Consider the following 15,714-nt stretch of genomic DNA (forward strand, 5'->3'; position numbering starts at 1 on the left):
AACTGCGCCTAAAAGGAATGAGCCCGGTACAATACCGGACTCATAACTCAGTTTTATCCTAACTTTAAACTGTCCAACTTTTTGGGGTCAGTTCAGAACCTCGGGGCTTCATCTTTAAACCTTTTAGGGATTAGCCCATCAAAGCCTTGTGGATTTCGACAGCGGCATCGCGGCCAGTCTTCATGGCCATCACTACGGTGAGAGGACCGTGCTTGGCGTCGCCTGCGGTGAATACGTTCTTGACGGTGGTTTCGCAAGAGTCTTCAGCCTTCACGATGTAGGTGCCGTTGCGGTTGGTTTCCAGACCTGCGGTGGTGTTCTTGATTTCGTCAGAGACGCGGCTACCGATGGCCAAAACCACAGTGTCGCACTTGATTTCTTCAGATTCACCTTCGATCTTGACCGGACGGGGACGACCATTTTCGTCCGGTTCGCCCAGCTGGAACTTATCAAGAATAGCCTTGCAGACGCGGCCGTTTTCGTCGGCGACGAATTCTGCGGGGTTGCGCAGTTCCTTGATGAGAACGCCTTCGTTCAAGATTTCGCGAAGTTCTGCCTTGCAGGCGGGCATTTCGTTGAGTGTGCGACGATAAACGCAATGAACGCTTTCTGCGCCCAGACGGAATGCCATACGGCAAGCGTCCATAGCCACGTTACCACCGCCAACGACTACCACGTTCTTGCCAGATTCAATAGCCTGACCGCGGTTGCCCTTCTTCAGGTATTCTTCGGCGGTGTAGACGCACTTTGCGTCTTCTCCGCGGGTGCCGGTCTTCAGGGCCTGGCCTGCACCGTTACCCATGAATACTGCGTCAAAGCCCTGCTTGAAGAGTTCTTCGACGGTAATGTCCTTACCGACTGTTACGCCAGTCTTGACTTCGATGCCCATCTTGGGAAGGATGGAGTATTCGTAATCCAGAATATCCTTCGGGAGACGGAACTGCGGGATGCCGTAACGGAGTACGCCGCCTAGCAGGTCGTAAGACTCGAAAATGGTCACGTCGTGACCCAGGGTACGGAGATCCACTGCTGCAGAGAAACCTGCAGGACCGGAACCGATTACTGCAATCTTCTTGCCGGTAGAGGCTGCCACTTCGGGAGCAGTCTTTCCGCCCATGTGTTCACGTTCGTAATCAATGCAGAAACGTTCGGTTTCGCCCATGTGGATACCCTTCTTGGGATCCTTCAGGCACTTACCCATGGCGCAGTTGGACTGGCACTGCTTTTCGTGGGGGCAGACGCGGCTGCAGATAGCGGGCAGGAGGGACTGGGAGCGAATCATCTTCACTGCGCCTTCCACGTTACCGCCAGCCAGCAGTTCGAGATACTGGGGGATAGGCATGCCAATGGGGCAAGCTGCAGTACAGAACGGCTTCTTGCAGTTCATGCAGCGGGATGCTTCTACGCGGGCCTGGGCCAGAGTCAAGGTGCCGGTACTTTCGTCCATAGTGGTGCGGTATTCTCGATGGGGAAGTTCCGCTCCACGCTGGGGAGGAAGGCTCATCTTGTCCTTCAAGGTAAGGGTCGGGAGAGCTGCGATTCTGTCCAGTTCGGCCTTGGCGGCCTGATCTGCTGCGGTGTTATCAAGCATGTGTTTACCAATATCGTCAGCAGTTCTAGATCTGCTGGTGAATGTTAATTTTTCGGGGGCAAATATAGCAAAAAAGTAAGCACTTTTCACAGCGCTTACTATAACTTGTTATAGATAATTCTGATGGATATTTGGAAATCCAGGATGAAGGCTTGGCTTATTGCAAATCCCTCTGCAGAATTTCGATCTTAGCCTTGCTCCATTCCTCGAAAGTGTCGTCGGCAATATGGTCCTTGGCTTCCTGCATCAGGTGCAGGTAAAAGTGCAGGTTATGGATGCTGGCCAGGGTGAAGCCCAGGCTTTCGCCGGCGTGGTGCAGGTGACGCAGGTAGGCTCGGCTGAAATTGCGGCAGCAGTAGCAATCGCAATTGGGATCCACGGGTTTGTCGTATTCTTCAGCGTGACGGGCAGCCTTGTAACGCAGGACGCCTTCGCTGGTGAACAGCATGCCGTTACGTGCATTGCGGGTGGGCATCACACAGTCGCACATGTCAACGCCGCGGCCGATCAGTTCCAGCAGGTTCCAGGGGGTTCCTACGCCCATGACGTAGCGGGCGTGATCCTTCGGGAGGTAGTCGGTGCAGAAATCTGCAATTTCATACATGGTTTCCGTAGGTTCGCCTACAGAGAGGCCTCCCATGGCAAATCCATCCGGTTCCAGCTCGGCAATACGTTCAATTGCCTGCTTTCTCAGGTGTTTATGCATGCCTCCCTGGACAATTCCGAAGAACTTCTGCTCGTAACCGTGAATTTCCGGGTTGGCCTTCAGCCAATCCATGGCCTGTTTCGTCCATTTCAGGGTGAAATTCAAGCTATGTTCCGCCTCCTTCTCCGTGCTGGGGTAGGGAGTGCACTCATCAAAGGCCATAATGATGTCAGCGCCAATCTCACGCTGGGCCTTCATAACGGTTTCGGGGCTGAAAAAGTGCTTGGAACCGTCAAGAATGCTACGAAATTCTACACCTTCGGGCTTAATCTTGCGCAAATCCTTCAGACTCCATACCTGAAATCCACCGCTATCGGTCAAAACCGGGCGGTCCCAGCCCATAAACTTATGGATGCCGCCGGCGGCGGCGATTCGCGGGGTGGTGGGACGCAGATAAAGGTGGTAGGTGTTGGCCAGGATGATTTCTGCCTTCAAATCCTTCAGCTGGGCCGGAGTAACGGACTTCACCGTAGCTTCGGTACCTACAGGCATAAAGATGGGGGTGGTGATGTCCCCGTGATCCGTGTGGAGCACGCCCAGGCGGGCCTTGGACTTCTTGGATGTTTTAATAAGTTCGAATCGATTCATTTCAACCCAAATGTAGAATTTTAAGAAAAAAATTTAAAGTTCTTTTTGTAACGTGGTTTTTACGGTACTCTTTTTGTACTTTGCTGCGCACAAACAAGGTTGTTTGTAATATTTTGGAGGTTAGTTATGATTAAGAAAGCTGCGTTAGCGGCTGCCTTGGCAGTTTCATCTTCTTTTGCGACTTGGGATCTTTATCCTGTTCAGGACGCCGGTAAGGGCGAAGCAAAATTAAGCTTCGCGAACTACTGGATGTCTAATAAAGGTGGAATCGGTGTGTTCACTCTTGGCGCTCGATATTCCGTGGTGAACAATTTGGAATTGGCTTTGGCCATTCCGTATGCGCCCTACGATTATGACGGAAAAGGAAATTTCCATAGCTTTGCCGATGGAATCGGTAACCTGACGGCTATGGCTCGGTACCAGTTTCTTCCAAACATCAATGGTTTCCTGGATGTGACTTTCCCTGTAGGTAACGAAAGTCTTGTTGGCTCGGATGGTGAATTCAAGTTCCATTTTGGTGGCCAGTATTCCCAGAAGTTTGGAATGGTGGATTTCGGTTCCGAGTTAGGTCTTCAGCTTGAAACTTATGGAGAAGACGAGGTGACTCCGCCCAGGAAATTGAATGCCGCTGTCGAAACGGATTTCGTGCTTGGCGGGATGTTTACGCCTTTTGTGCGTCTTGATTTCGTCATGAATTTAGGTAGGTATACTGCAGAAAGTGGTAGACATTCAGGATCTTATACAGGCTATTTTAACCTGATTCCTGATGTAGGCGTTAATGTGAACTTGACCCAGAATTTTACCTTGGCCGCAGAATTTGGTGCTGAGACGGGCTGGTATGGTGATGGTCTCTTGGATCCTCTTTACCACGTTGGCGTCAGCGCATCTTACAAGTTCTAGTATTAAATTAAAAATCTGACGTAAATTGACGAAATTCGTCGAAAAATGAAGATCTGGTTATTCCAGGTCTTCTTTTTTATACCAGCTTTTTCTTTCTGCGGTATTGTCAATTTGTCCAAGGCATATCCAATTTGGAGTATTCGCTTTTTTTCCATAGAGGGTAATTTATAGGAGTGAAATTACGCCCTTGGGGCAAAAAGGAGTAATTATGACGATTTCAAAGGCGAAAAAGCTGGTGATGAAAGCCATGTGTGGCTTTGGCGTTTTGGCGCTGCCCGCTTTTGCTTATAATCCGATTTCCACTTATCATTATCTGGCTGACCCTGGTGCCGCCGCTGATGATGAATACTTCTACGTCATCACTGACTCTGACGATCCGGCTGTTGCCAATGCTTCTGGTTATGACATTAAGGCTCTTTACGGTTTCCGTTCTAAGGATATGCAGAACTGGACCGACTTCGGTATCATTTACGATGCCCGCAAGGTAGATGGCATTGGTGATATCTGGGCTTCTGGCATTGCTGTGAACCCCAACGACCATAGACTTTATATTGTGTTCCCTGATGGCGGTGGTGGCGGTATCGGCCTTATCGGTGCCGACAGCATTGGCGGCGTCTGGAGCAACCCGGTTTCTGGTGGCAAGAAACTGATCAACAACTGGGGTGGCGGCATTGCTGACTGCGACGGTATCGGTTGGTGTTTTGACCCGGCAATCTTCTTTGATGACGATGGCCAGGGCTACTTTACCTTTGGTGGCGGTAGCAGTGATTCTCGCCCGGCTGCCGACAATAACAATAACATCTTTAATATCTACAAGCTTAACAAGGATATGAAGGGCTTCGATGTAAGCTCCAAGACTGCTCTGAAGATCGGTGGTCCCAAGGCCATGGAAGCTTCTTACATTCACAAGTACAAGGGCAATTACTACCTGTCCTACAGTACTGCAGATTTGCGTATTGCCTACGGTATGTCCGATAATCCTATGGGACCTTACACCTATAAGGGTATCTTCATGGGTAACCCCAACATTGGTGGGCAAAACATTAATGCCAATAACAACAACCATCACGGCATTGCTGAATTCAAGGGCCACTGGTACGTAGCTTACCATGACCGTCGTATTGCCAACGGTTACGATGGCCTCGAAAAGATTCCTGCCGAAGATGGCGCTGCAAACCCCACTCCGGCATACCATCGTAGCGTTAGCGTGGATGAATTCACTTACGCTGCCGACGGCTCCATGAATTCCTTGACTTTCACCAAGGAAGGCCCCAAGCAGATCGATAACTTTGATCCGTATGATTGGTATCCGGCTCTGACCAGCTCCAAGCAGAAGGGTATCCGTAGTCGTACCAACTGGACTCCGGGCAAGATTGGCGAACATCTCTTGCTTCCTCTTTCTACCAAGGAATCCTGGATCCGCGTTTCTGGCGTTGACTTCGGTACTGCAGCAACGGGCTTTACCGTAGAGGCAGCTTCTACTGCTAGCGACGACAAGATTGAAATTCATACCGGCACTCCCACGGGCACTCTGGCGGGTACTTGTACCCTCAAGAACACTGGCTCCAAGGCTACTTTTGCCGCAACATCCTGCGATGTGGATGGCTTGAAGGGTATCGTTGATTACCTATTCCTGGTATTCAAGGGCTCTAAGGACTCTACCATGGCTATTAAGGGCTGGGGCTTCGAAGGCAGCGGTACTACTCCTCCCACTCCGCAGTCTCCCTTTGGTGGCAAGGCTTGGGCTATTCCTGGCACCATCCAGATGGAAGACTTTGACGTTCCGGGTACGGGTCGTGGTGATGATTACGCTTCCTATAACGAAAGCGATGAAGCAAACCATGCTTGCGATACGGAAGGTGCTGCTACCTGCAATAATTACCGCGAAGGAACTGGTGTTGACATCTATAAGAAGGGTGACAAGCTGGTCGTTGGTTATATTACTGAAGGTGAATGGCTGGAATATACCGTGAATGTCGCTGAAACAGGTACTTACACCATGTATGCCGCAGTGGCTTCCGACGGAGGCTCCAGTTTCAAGCTTTCTATAGATGGCAAGGACATTACCGAAGATATTGCAGTTCCTGCTGCAAAGAAGGCCGAAGGCGAAGAACAGAATTTCGATGACTATAGCAAGGTTACTGCAAACGTGAACCTTACTAAGGGCGAACATGTGCTGCGCTTTACCGCCACTGCAGACTGGTTTGACATTGACTACATCAACTTCGCCTCTGGTGAAAATGCCCCTGATCCCAATCCGCTGGGCAAGGATGCAATTGGCTCTCAGAAGCTGAATCTGCAGGTGTCTGGCAAGAACGTATTCAAGGTGTTTGACCTCCGCGGTCAGCAGCTGGGCTATGTGGATATCTTTGGCAAGAATGTCTCTAAGGCTCTGAATGCCGCTGGCTTCAGCAAGGGCGTGTACATGCTCAAGCAGGTGGGTGGCTCTCAGAAGATGATGGTGAATACCGCCAAGTAATTTGGACCCGTTTGGGGCTCTAGCCCTGAGATGAACAAGACCTCCCGAGGGAAACTTCGGGAGGTTTTTGTATACGGCTTGAATGCAAGGAGAGTATATAAAGAGAAAAGGCTCAGTTTTCACTGAGCCTTTTCTACTGCGGTCGGACAGACTTGAACTGTCATGGGATCGCTCCCACTAGCACCTCAAGCTAGCGTGTCTACCAATTCCACCACGACCGCTTGGTCCTTATCGGAACGAGCACAAAGATAGATTAAACCTTTTATCTTGTAAAGGGTAAAGGGCGAAAAAAGTGAAAAAACTTCGGAAAATGCCTTATAAAGCAAAAAATAATGACGCCCCCCAAGGAGCGTCATTATTTGGTGTATGGGATGTTTGGTTTTGTATCTATAAGATAGATTCCTGAACTACAAAGTGGAATAGTCTGAGGCAACATAGTGTTGTTGAGTTTTACAACACCTAGGAACTGGGAGTCGCGACAAACTGAACAAGTTCAGTTTGGCATGACCGAGGTGACGAGGGGGTGCGCTTGCGCCACACCTAGGATCCGATTGTTGTGTCGCAAAATGAATTGCGTTTTTGTTCGTTTTGAATCATCTTGTTGCTCATTTCTTTACAAAAATGCCTTTTTTGTGCGATAATAGCTGTTGGCACGGCATTTGCACTAGTAAATGCGAAAAAAAGAAAAAAAAGTACGCCCCCGGGCGCCAAAAGAGGCAAATATGTCTGATTTTAATAACGATGCAGAAAAGGTTTTGGCCAAGGCCCAGAGTTTGATGGACCGTAATTCTCATTCCTATCTGGGATGTGCCCATTTGGCCGTGGGTCTGGTGGAAGGCCCCGATGCCACCCTTAAGAAGCTGTATAAGTCCAAGAATGCAAAGACCCAGGACCTGCGCGGGCGATTGGAGCCTTTTGTTCAGAAGGTTCCCCGTGTGGAAGGGGCTAATCCGGATGTGGGCCCGGATAGCGACTTGAACCGTGTTTTGCGTGCTGCAGTGCAGGCTGCCCGTCAGGTGAACCGTATGGTGACCCCGGGCGATATGCTGGTGGCCTTGATGAAGTTTGCTGGGGACCGTGGCATTGCCAAGGTGTTCGAGGATGCCCTGGGTTCTGTGGAAGTGGTGGAGACTTGGCTCTCTGACCCCTTTGCAGGTGCCGCCAATGCCGAGGAACAGTCTCCGCTGAAGTTGTATGGTCGTGAACTGGTGGAAATGGCTGCTGATGGCCGTCTTTCTCCTGTCATTGGCCGTGAAGAGGAAATCCGTCGAGTCATCTTGATCCTTAGCCGAAAGACGAAAAACAACCCGTGCCTCGTTGGTGAACCTGGCGTGGGTAAGACCGCTATCGTCGAAGGGCTAGCCGAGCGAATTTATCGCGGCGATGTGCCTGACGCTTTGAAGGGCAAGAAGCTTTTCGCCCTGGATTTGTCTGCCATGATGGCAGGTGCAAAGTACCGTGGCGATTTCGAGGAACGTCTGAAGTCTGTGCTTGACGCCCTTGAAGAAGACGGAAACACTCTTCTGTTCATTGATGAAATCCATACCATTGTGGGCGCTGGCAAGACCGAGGGCTCCATGGATTTGGGAAACATGCTGAAGCCCAAGCTGGCTCGTGGCGAATTGCACTGCATTGGCGCCACCACCACCCAGGAATACCGTAAGTACATTGAAAAGGATTCCGCTCTGGAACGCCGTTTCCAGCCGGTGCAGGTTGATGAACCGACGGAAGAAGAGGCGATCTCTATCTTGCGTGGTATTAAGGATGGCTTTGACGCACATCATGGGGTGCGCTTGCATGATAACGCATTGGTGGCTGCGGTAAAGCTTTCTAGCCGTTACATCAGTGACCGATTCTTACCGGATAAGGCTATTGACTTGATCGATGAGGCCGCAAGTTTGGTGAAGACTCAGATGGATACGGTGCCCGAAGCTCTGGATACCTTGCAGCGTAAGGAACTGCAGATGAAGATCGAGGAGCAGGCTCTGGCAAAGGAAACGGATGACAATTCCGTGAAGCGCTTAAAGGAGTTGCGTGAGGACTTGGCTGTGACTGCTGCCGCCGTGAAGGCTATGCAGGAACGCTGGCAGGATCGCAGAGCTGCCTTCGCCGAAATCCGTGATTTGAAGAAGTCTTTGGCGGATGCCCGCACCGAAATGGAACAGGCCGAAGCCCGCTACGACTTGAACCGCGCCGCCGAACTGAAGTACAACAAGATTGTAAACCTTGAAAAGGAAATCGCCGAAAAGTCTGCTGCTATTGCGAAGTCCACCACGGGCGATGACCTGAGCGAAGAGGTGACGGAAGATACTATCTCCATGGTGGTCAGCCGTTGGACTGGCGTTCCCGTAACTAAGCTTTGCGAAGGGGAGAAGTCCAAGTTGTTGCACCTGGATGAACGCTTGCATGCCCGCGTCATTGGCCAGGATGATGCTGTGGAAGCTGTGTCTGAGGCTATCTTGCGTAACCGTAGTGGCCTGAGCCGTGAAAACGCTCCTATTGGTAGCTTTCTGTTCCTGGGCCCCACTGGCGTGGGCAAGACGGAGCTTGCAAAGGCTTTGGCTGTGGAACTTTTCGATGACGAGAATGCTCTGGTCCGTATCGACATGAGCGAGTACATGGAAAAGCATACGGTAAGCCGTTTGATTGGTGCGCCTCCGGGATATGTAGGTTACGAAGAGGGCGGCCAGCTGACGGAAGCCGTTCGTACCAAGCCTTATTGCGTTATTCTGCTGGATGAAATCGAGAAGGCTCATCCGGATGTGTTCAACACCTTGCTCCAGGTTCTTGACGATGGTCGTTTGACCGACGGTAAGGGCCGTACGGTGAACTTCAAGAATACATTGATCTTGATGACCTCTAACTTGGGTTCTGAAAAGTTCCGTGACCGCTTGGCTTCTGGCAATACGGCTCCCGTGACCTTGGAAGAGATTGATGCAAACCTGCATGCATTCTTCCGCCCGGAATTCCTGAACCGTTTGGATGAAACGCTGGTGTTCCAGAGCCTGACCAAGCCGCAGATTCGAGAAATCGTCAAGCTGAAGTTTGCAGGACTTGCAAAGCGTGCCGCCCGCCAGGGTTTGGAACTGACTTTGTCTGACGCCGCCCTGGATGCCATCGCCGAAGGCTCTTACCAGCCGGAATTCGGTGCCCGTCCTATCCAGCGTTTCATCGAACGCAACGTGGAACGTGTGCTGAGTCATGCAATCCTCTCCGGCGACATCAGCGCCGCAAAGCCTGCCGTTGTGGACTATGCCGACGGAACCTTCACCGTGAAATGATGGTTCGGCAAGCTCGCCAACCTTTCCTCCTAACCCCCAAAGAGCTGGGTGAAAGCCTAGCAAAAGAACAGCCTCGGAGTAATCCGAGGCTGTTTTTTTGACTTAAGCTGATGCTGAGATTTCTCAGCATGACATAGGGCTTACTTCACCATAATGCTCTGAGTAGAAAGCTTTGCACCGCTTGCTGTAACCAGACGTACGATGTATCTGCCAACAGGAAGCTTGTTCAGGGAAACGCTTGCGTTTCCGCTTACGTTCTGGGTCATTGCTAGCTTACCGTTTGCGGAGTAAAGCATAACCTTGCTTTCGCTCGGGACGGAAATCAGCAAGTTACGTCCCTGTTGGAACATGCTTGCGGATCGGCTGACGTTAGCGACCTTCAAGCCCAACTTGATGAATTCAGTTCCTTCCGGGGCACCGACGATCAAGCCGCGACCAACGGTACTCATGTATACGACGCCGAAGTTGTTCATGTCGCCCTGGACGAACTTGCCGTTACCCGGACCACCGAACTGATGCTTGTCGTCGTTAATACGTTCAAAGGTCTTGCACTTGTCGGTACTGCGGTACATGCCGATGGTGGAATACTTGTATTCCTTGCCACCCCATTCCTTTTCGCCAACGTATTCCTGGGTGCCGCCCCAGATATAGATGGTTTCGTAGTCGGCACCAGGAGCTGCCTTACCGATACCTACGGCTACGGCGGTGCCGACGGTTTCGCAATCAGTCCAGGTCATGCCGCCATCTTCTGTATAAGACAGACCGTAATGAGAATAACCATCGGAGTTCCAAATCTGATTCTGGTCGCGGGCAACCCAGATGTGTCCTTCCTTGCCAGGAACAGTACGAATCGGATTACCTTCACCGTTGTAGTTCTCGTTCGTATTGAGCGTGGAAATCTTGCTAAAGGTCTTGCCTGCGTCCTTGGAAACGATGACCTGTCCCTGGGAGCCAATCATGTAGAATACATCCGGATTGACAGGGTCGGGTGTCACGCGGCCCACACCGTCGGCGGACTTCACTTCGGACCAGCTGGCGCCATTGTCATCGGAACGATAGTATGTATTGCCGTTCTCGGGGCGGTGCAAAATCACCGTGCCGTCTGCGTTAAGAGCAATTTGTCCCTTCACCTTCTGTTCCATGGAACTCAAGGTGTCCTGAACCAGTTCTGTCCAGGTGTCGCCCATATCGTCGGAACGGTAGATCTTCTTGTAGTTCTTGGATTCGTAGGTATAATACTTGGTGATCACACCCGTACGAATCAAGGAGCCTGTCAGGGGAGCGTAGCCCATGCTTTCGGTAGATCCCACAATAGGCGTGTGGCGTTTTACGGGCGCGTTAATGTCGGTATAGACGCCGCCATCGTAGTCACCGATGGCTGTAACCAGGGGGCCTTCCGGAATGCTGACGATATCCAGGGGCACGGTTTCTTCAACGCCCTTGGACTGGAACTTCCAAAGGGGAACCTTGGCGGTAATGTCGTCAGTCTGGAAAATGCCGTTACCGCTGGTGACCCATACCTTCTTGTTGTCGAAGGGGTCGAATTCCAGGGAACCTGCCCAGTGAATGGCGTTGCCCGGAATCCAGTCGGTGCCGTTGGCGTCAATGTTGGGAACGTCGCCATAGTGCTGGCCGTGAATCCAGTTCTTGCCGCCGTCGGTAGTGACATAGATGCGGTCGCCGTAATTGTCCTTTTCGTCGATGGTGACGTGACGTCCGGTGTACTTCCCTAGGGTAGAGACTACAATGTGGTTCTTGTCCTTGGGATCGATGGCGATGCCGCCGTAGGAACTTTCGTTCTTTTCGTGAGCGATGGTGCCATCTTCCTTCTCGTTATCGTCGTAAGGAGTAATGTCTGTCCAGGTGCCGCTTGCGATGTTGTACTTCATGACGGCGCCACTATTGATGGTATGAGGACCCGGGCCATCTGCATAAGTGATGTACATATCGCCATCCACAATCTTTGCGCGATGGGGCATATACTTGCTGGGACCGCCTTCAATGACCTTCCAAGTCTTACCGCCGTCCTTACTGACCTGCAGGTTGTCCTTGGTGTCGGAAATACCGATATAGATGGTGGCGGTGCTTCCGTCGGCAAGCTTACCTTGAGATTCATCGAACATAACGAAGGCGATGCCGTTCACTCCATTAAGAGATGTGCCCGAGGCGCTGGAGGTGGCGACCTTGTAAAGGCTGTTCCAGGTCTTACCGTAGTCTTCACTCTTGAAGACACCGGCAGTACGGCTACCGCAAAGAATGATGTTGCTCTTGTTGGGGTCCACAGCCAGCTTTTCGCCAGTCTGACGGCCCATGCCGTTACCGTGGGCAAGGATGCCTTCGCCTTCCTTGTTACCTACGTAAGTGGTATCCCAGGTACTACCGTAGTCTTTGGAAATGAGAACTGCGGTGCGCCCCCAGCTAAAATATCCCGTGCCAGCCAGAACGTAAATGCGAGCAGGGTCGTTTGGGTCCAGAGCGAAAGCTTCGGTTCCATAAAGTCCCTTGTCATTTTCGCTGATGAAGTCCATAAGGGGAACCCATACGGACTTGGTTACGTCCCAGCGGTAAATGCCGCCCACGTCGGTACGGGCGTAAATCAAGTCTTTCTGATAGGGGCTGGGGAGAATGGCGCTCATGAAGCCGCCACCGTCAAAGCGAACATTGCCCCAATCGTATGCTTCTGCATTGGACTGGGTCACGCCTGTGGCGATCACAGCTGCCATAATCCCAATGGTCTTAATCTTTCCAAACATCGTATTCCTCACGTTAAACCAAATGATTATAATAATCCAAGCTATAAAGTACATCTAAAAAAAGAAAAAGGATAACCTGACCGGTTATCCTTCTATAAAACGTTTATGATTTCTCAACGAATGTTAAGAAAAGTTGATGAAAATTACCTGCCGTAGCCTTGTTCCATGCCCTTGATGGGGGCGTAGCGGATTTCGTTCTTGTCGTTGATGATGATGGCAAGACCGGACAGGAAGCCGACCCAGCGCCATTCCTTCAGTTCGTAATCGCGGAAAATCAGGTTAATCGCCTTGTTTGTTGCCCAGCTGGTAAGGGGCATGAGGAACTGGTCGTGAGAGCCCATCAAGGTATACTTGGGCATTACGCTGTAGTCTTTTACCAAGTAGTTGTTGATGACTTCGGTGCAACGTTCCTCGAGATTGTAGTAGACGTCTTCGTACATGCCCTCGTAAATCCACTTGGAGTACATTTCGTTCACGTTGTTGATGGAGTCACGGACCTTGTAAGTTTCGCGAAGTTCCTTATCCTTCAGGAACCAGCCGTCAGTGATTTGAGTGATGGTGTCGGTGGGGAAGTCTGTGGGAACCACAAATCCGTCTTCCAGGTCGGTAACCACGGTAAAGGCGGCTAGAGAATCTGCGAATCCGGCGGGGGCCTGATACTGACCGCGTCCGATGGCCATGTAGTAAACCGTCTGGAAAGTTCTCAGGAACCCGGAGTTCACGAACTTGAATTCACCGGGACCCGCCAGTTTCTGACCTGCAGCGATAGCGGCTTCAACGCCATCAATGGTGAGGGGAGATTCCTTGCCGGTTTGTGCGTCACGTTCGGCGTGGCGGACGATGAAAATCACCTTTTCGTTGCACTGGATATTCTTGTAGACGTCGCCAATGTCGTTCCAGGTGTCCTGGGGGAATGCTACCGGAGTGGGCGTTTCACCAGCGGCACAGCCTGTTTCTGCGGGAGTGTTGCCTGCGCTGGAATTTTCCTGTGAGGCGGAACTTGCTGGAATTTGGGAATTGGAGGATGTCGCTGCGGCGCAATGTTGGGCCTGACCCATTGCGCAAAGCTGTTCGGCGCTGTAGCACTCTGTGGTCAGGGCTTCACAGGTGGTTCCGCTGGGGTTTCCTGCAACGCTGGAACTAGAGACTGTGGGGACCGGGGCTGACGGTGTGGTGCTTCCGGAATTATCTCCGCAGGCGGTAAGATTCAATGCGGCGGCAGTTGCGAGCGCAGCCAACAGAATAGGGGCTTTCGAAAACAGCTTGTTCTTCATGGAAATCCTCAAAATGATCTATAGGTAATATAGATTATTGCTCCGAAAAAACTTGTAAATAAATATTGTAGATGAACCCCGCAGGAATAATAGGCCAGTAAAAAAAAGACAAGCCTCGGAATGCGAGGCTTGTCTTTACGCTGATGCTGACTTTCGTCAGCGCGACATTTAAGGATTACTTCTTGAAGTAGTTGGCGACTTCGTCGTGAACAAGACCGTTGGAGGCGAAGCTGGTGTAGCCTTCGTAAATGGGGGCTACGGGCTTGCCGTTGGCGTCGAACAAATCCGTCTTTCCATCGAGGGTTGTGAACTTGCCACCGGCTTCCTTGAATAGCAGGGGATAAGGTGCAATATCCCAGAGGGAGACCACGGGGTCGATCATCAGTTCGGCGCGGCCGGCGGCTACCAGGTAGTAGCCGTAGCAATCGCCCCAACCGCGATGGAGACGTGCGGCACGACGTACGGCTGCGTACTGCTCGCCATAGCCTGCTGTTTCCATAGTGTTGACGGTGCCGCTCAAAACCAGAGAGTCGGCCAGGGTGCTGACCTTGGAACAACTTACGCTGCGTCCGTCCAGGAATGCGCCGCCGTCCTTCATTGCCCAAACAGCGGTGTTCATGGCGGGAATGCGGATGAGGCTTGCAATCGCTTCGCCGCGCTTGTACAAAGCAATCAAAGTCCCGAACAGCGGAACGCCGTGGATGAATGCCTTGGTGCCGTCGATGGGGTCGATGACCCACTGGTATTCTGCATCGGGGCTTTCAATTCCCATTTCTTCGCCAATGACGCCAAAGCCTGGAGTTTCCTTTGCCCAGAATTCGCGGCAAAGTTCTTCAGTGCTCTTGTCGGCGATGGTCACGGGAGTCTTGTCGGCCTTCCATTCCACGCCAACGTCATTCTGGAAATACTTCAGAATGTTACCCTGAGCCAGTTCGGCTGCCTTAAGGGCGATTTTCAATAAATCAAGATTTTCTTTTGTAGCTGCCATGATTCTAGATCCTTCGACTTCGCTGCGCTCCGCTCAGGATGACACAGGGGGTTATCCTTTAACCCACTTTTCGACCAAGTCCATAAGGAACTTGTTTTCTTCAGGCTTGCCTAGGGTAATGCGGACGTGTTCCGGCAAACCGAAGCTGGTGAGGCCGCGGATAATCATGCCGTTTTCTTCCAGGAACTGCACCATTTCCTTGGCCTTAGGGCCGATGTGCACGCAGATGAAGTTGCCCTGAGTGGGGAGAACCTTGAAACCGAAACCTTCGAAGAAGGGCTTAAGCACCTTGATGCCTTCTGCGTTCAGTTCCTGGGTGCGCTTTACGTGATCCTTGTCGCTAAGTGCTGCAATAGCTGCTGCCTGAGCTGCCAGGTTGATGTCGAAAGGCGGCTTGATCTTCCACATGGCCTTGATGACCTGTTCGCTAGAAACTGCGTAGCCCAAGCGGATGCCTGCCAGACCGTAAATCTTACTGAAGGTGCGGTTGATGAGCAGGTTGGGATACTTTTCCAGCATGTCGAACATGCGGGGATAATCTTCGGCGGTGGCAAATTCTGAGTAGGCTTCGTCCAGGAACACCATCACGTTACTGGGAACCTTGTCCAGGAATTCCTTCAGTTCTGCGCCTGTGTAGTAAACGCCTGTGGGGTTGTTGGGGCTGCAGATAAAGGCCACGCGGGTCTTTTCGTTAATGGCTGCGGCCAACTTGTTCAGGTCGGTCTTCTGGTCGCCTTCACCAACGCCAATAAATTCGGCGCCGTTGGAGAGGGTTGTGAACTTGTAAACGCTAAAGGTGGGGGTGATGCCCACGCAGTTGTCGCCCTGGCGGATAAAAGCCTTACCCACCATGTCGATAATTTCGTCGGAACCGTTACCCAGAACCAGCTGGCTGGTCTTAACGCCATAAAAATCAGCCAAGGCGTTGATCAAGGTCGGAGCGTCACCACGGGGATACAGATGCAGGGTATCCACGATCTTCAGGTAGGCTTCCTTGGCCTTGGGAGAAGGACCCAGCGGATTTTCGTTGCTGGCCAATTTCACGACATCAGTCAAACCATACTTTGCACGAATTTCGTCCATGGACTTGCCAGGGACGTAGTCAGACAGCTTGGATAATTCCGGACGCGGTTCGATCATTTTAAACCTCTTTT

The 15,714-nt window shown here is 51.5% G+C and carries 9 protein-coding genes and 1 tRNA gene; 3 read left to right on the top strand and 7 right to left on the bottom strand.

Features of this window, described 5'->3' with window-relative positions:
• Window positions 1–130 precede the first annotated feature (130 nt).
• Window positions 131–1,591: an NAD(P)-dependent oxidoreductase gene (locus BUB59_RS13300; protein WP_073230812.1), complete on the bottom strand. Its 1,461-nt coding sequence runs from the start codon at window positions 1,589–1,591 to the stop codon at window positions 131–133.
• A 157-nt stretch (window positions 1,592–1,748) separates the two neighbouring features.
• The gene (gene tgt / locus BUB59_RS13305) at window positions 1,749–2,885 is read right to left on the bottom strand and encodes a tRNA guanosine(34) transglycosylase Tgt (protein WP_073230814.1); all 1,137 of its coding nucleotides are present in this window, start codon (window positions 2,883–2,885) and stop codon (window positions 1,749–1,751) included.
• 126 nt (window positions 2,886–3,011) lie between these two features.
• Here tgt and BUB59_RS13310 point away from each other — a divergent pair, with 126 nt between their 5' ends.
• Window positions 3,012–3,785: a hypothetical protein gene (locus BUB59_RS13310; RefSeq protein WP_073230816.1), complete on the top strand. Its 774-nt coding sequence runs from the start codon at window positions 3,012–3,014 to the stop codon at window positions 3,783–3,785.
• 208 nt (window positions 3,786–3,993) lie between these two features.
• Entirely contained in the window at window positions 3,994–6,264 is a 2,271-nt protein-coding gene (locus tag BUB59_RS13315) for a carbohydrate-binding protein (protein ID WP_073230818.1), read from the top strand.
• 137 nt (window positions 6,265–6,401) lie between these two features.
• On the opposite strand, the gene BUB59_RS13320 is transcribed toward BUB59_RS13315, so the two are convergent.
• A tRNA-Leu gene (locus BUB59_RS13320) sits at window positions 6,402–6,485 on the bottom strand.
• Between the two features lie 501 nt (window positions 6,486–6,986).
• Between BUB59_RS13320 and BUB59_RS13325 the strand changes: the two genes are divergently transcribed.
• Entirely contained in the window at window positions 6,987–9,545 is a 2,559-nt protein-coding gene (locus BUB59_RS13325) for an ATP-dependent Clp protease ATP-binding subunit (protein WP_073230820.1), read from the top strand.
• Window positions 9,546–9,685: 140 nt separating this feature from the next.
• On the opposite strand, the gene BUB59_RS13330 is transcribed toward BUB59_RS13325, so the two are convergent.
• From BUB59_RS13330 to hisC, 4 genes are all read right to left on the bottom strand, one after another.
• Window positions 9,686–12,298, bottom strand: coding sequence for a VPS10 domain-containing protein (locus tag BUB59_RS13330; protein ID WP_073230822.1), 2,613 nt, complete (start codon window positions 12,296–12,298; stop codon window positions 9,686–9,688).
• 143 nt (window positions 12,299–12,441) lie between these two features.
• Window positions 12,442–13,572 (bottom strand): phosphoglycerate mutase family protein, encoded by a 1,131-nt coding sequence (locus BUB59_RS13335; RefSeq protein ID WP_073230824.1) that lies wholly within the window; start codon window positions 13,570–13,572, stop codon window positions 12,442–12,444.
• A gap of 175 nt (window positions 13,573–13,747) precedes the next feature.
• Window positions 13,748–14,560 carry an inositol monophosphatase family protein gene (locus BUB59_RS13340; protein ID WP_073230826.1) on the bottom strand — a complete coding sequence of 271 codons (813 nt, stop codon included), beginning with the start codon at window positions 14,558–14,560 and terminating at the stop codon, window positions 13,748–13,750.
• A 51-nt stretch (window positions 14,561–14,611) separates the two neighbouring features.
• On the bottom strand, window positions 14,612–15,700 hold the full coding sequence (gene hisC, locus BUB59_RS13345) for a histidinol-phosphate transaminase (RefSeq protein ID WP_073230828.1): 1,089 nt from the start codon (window positions 15,698–15,700) through the stop codon (window positions 14,612–14,614).
• Window positions 15,701–15,714: the final 14 nt, after the last annotated feature.

Origin of the sequence: Fibrobacter sp. UWEL (assembly GCF_900142535.1) — a bacterium.
In the GTDB taxonomy this organism is placed as follows: Bacteria; Fibrobacterota; Fibrobacteria; order Fibrobacterales; family Fibrobacteraceae; genus Fibrobacter.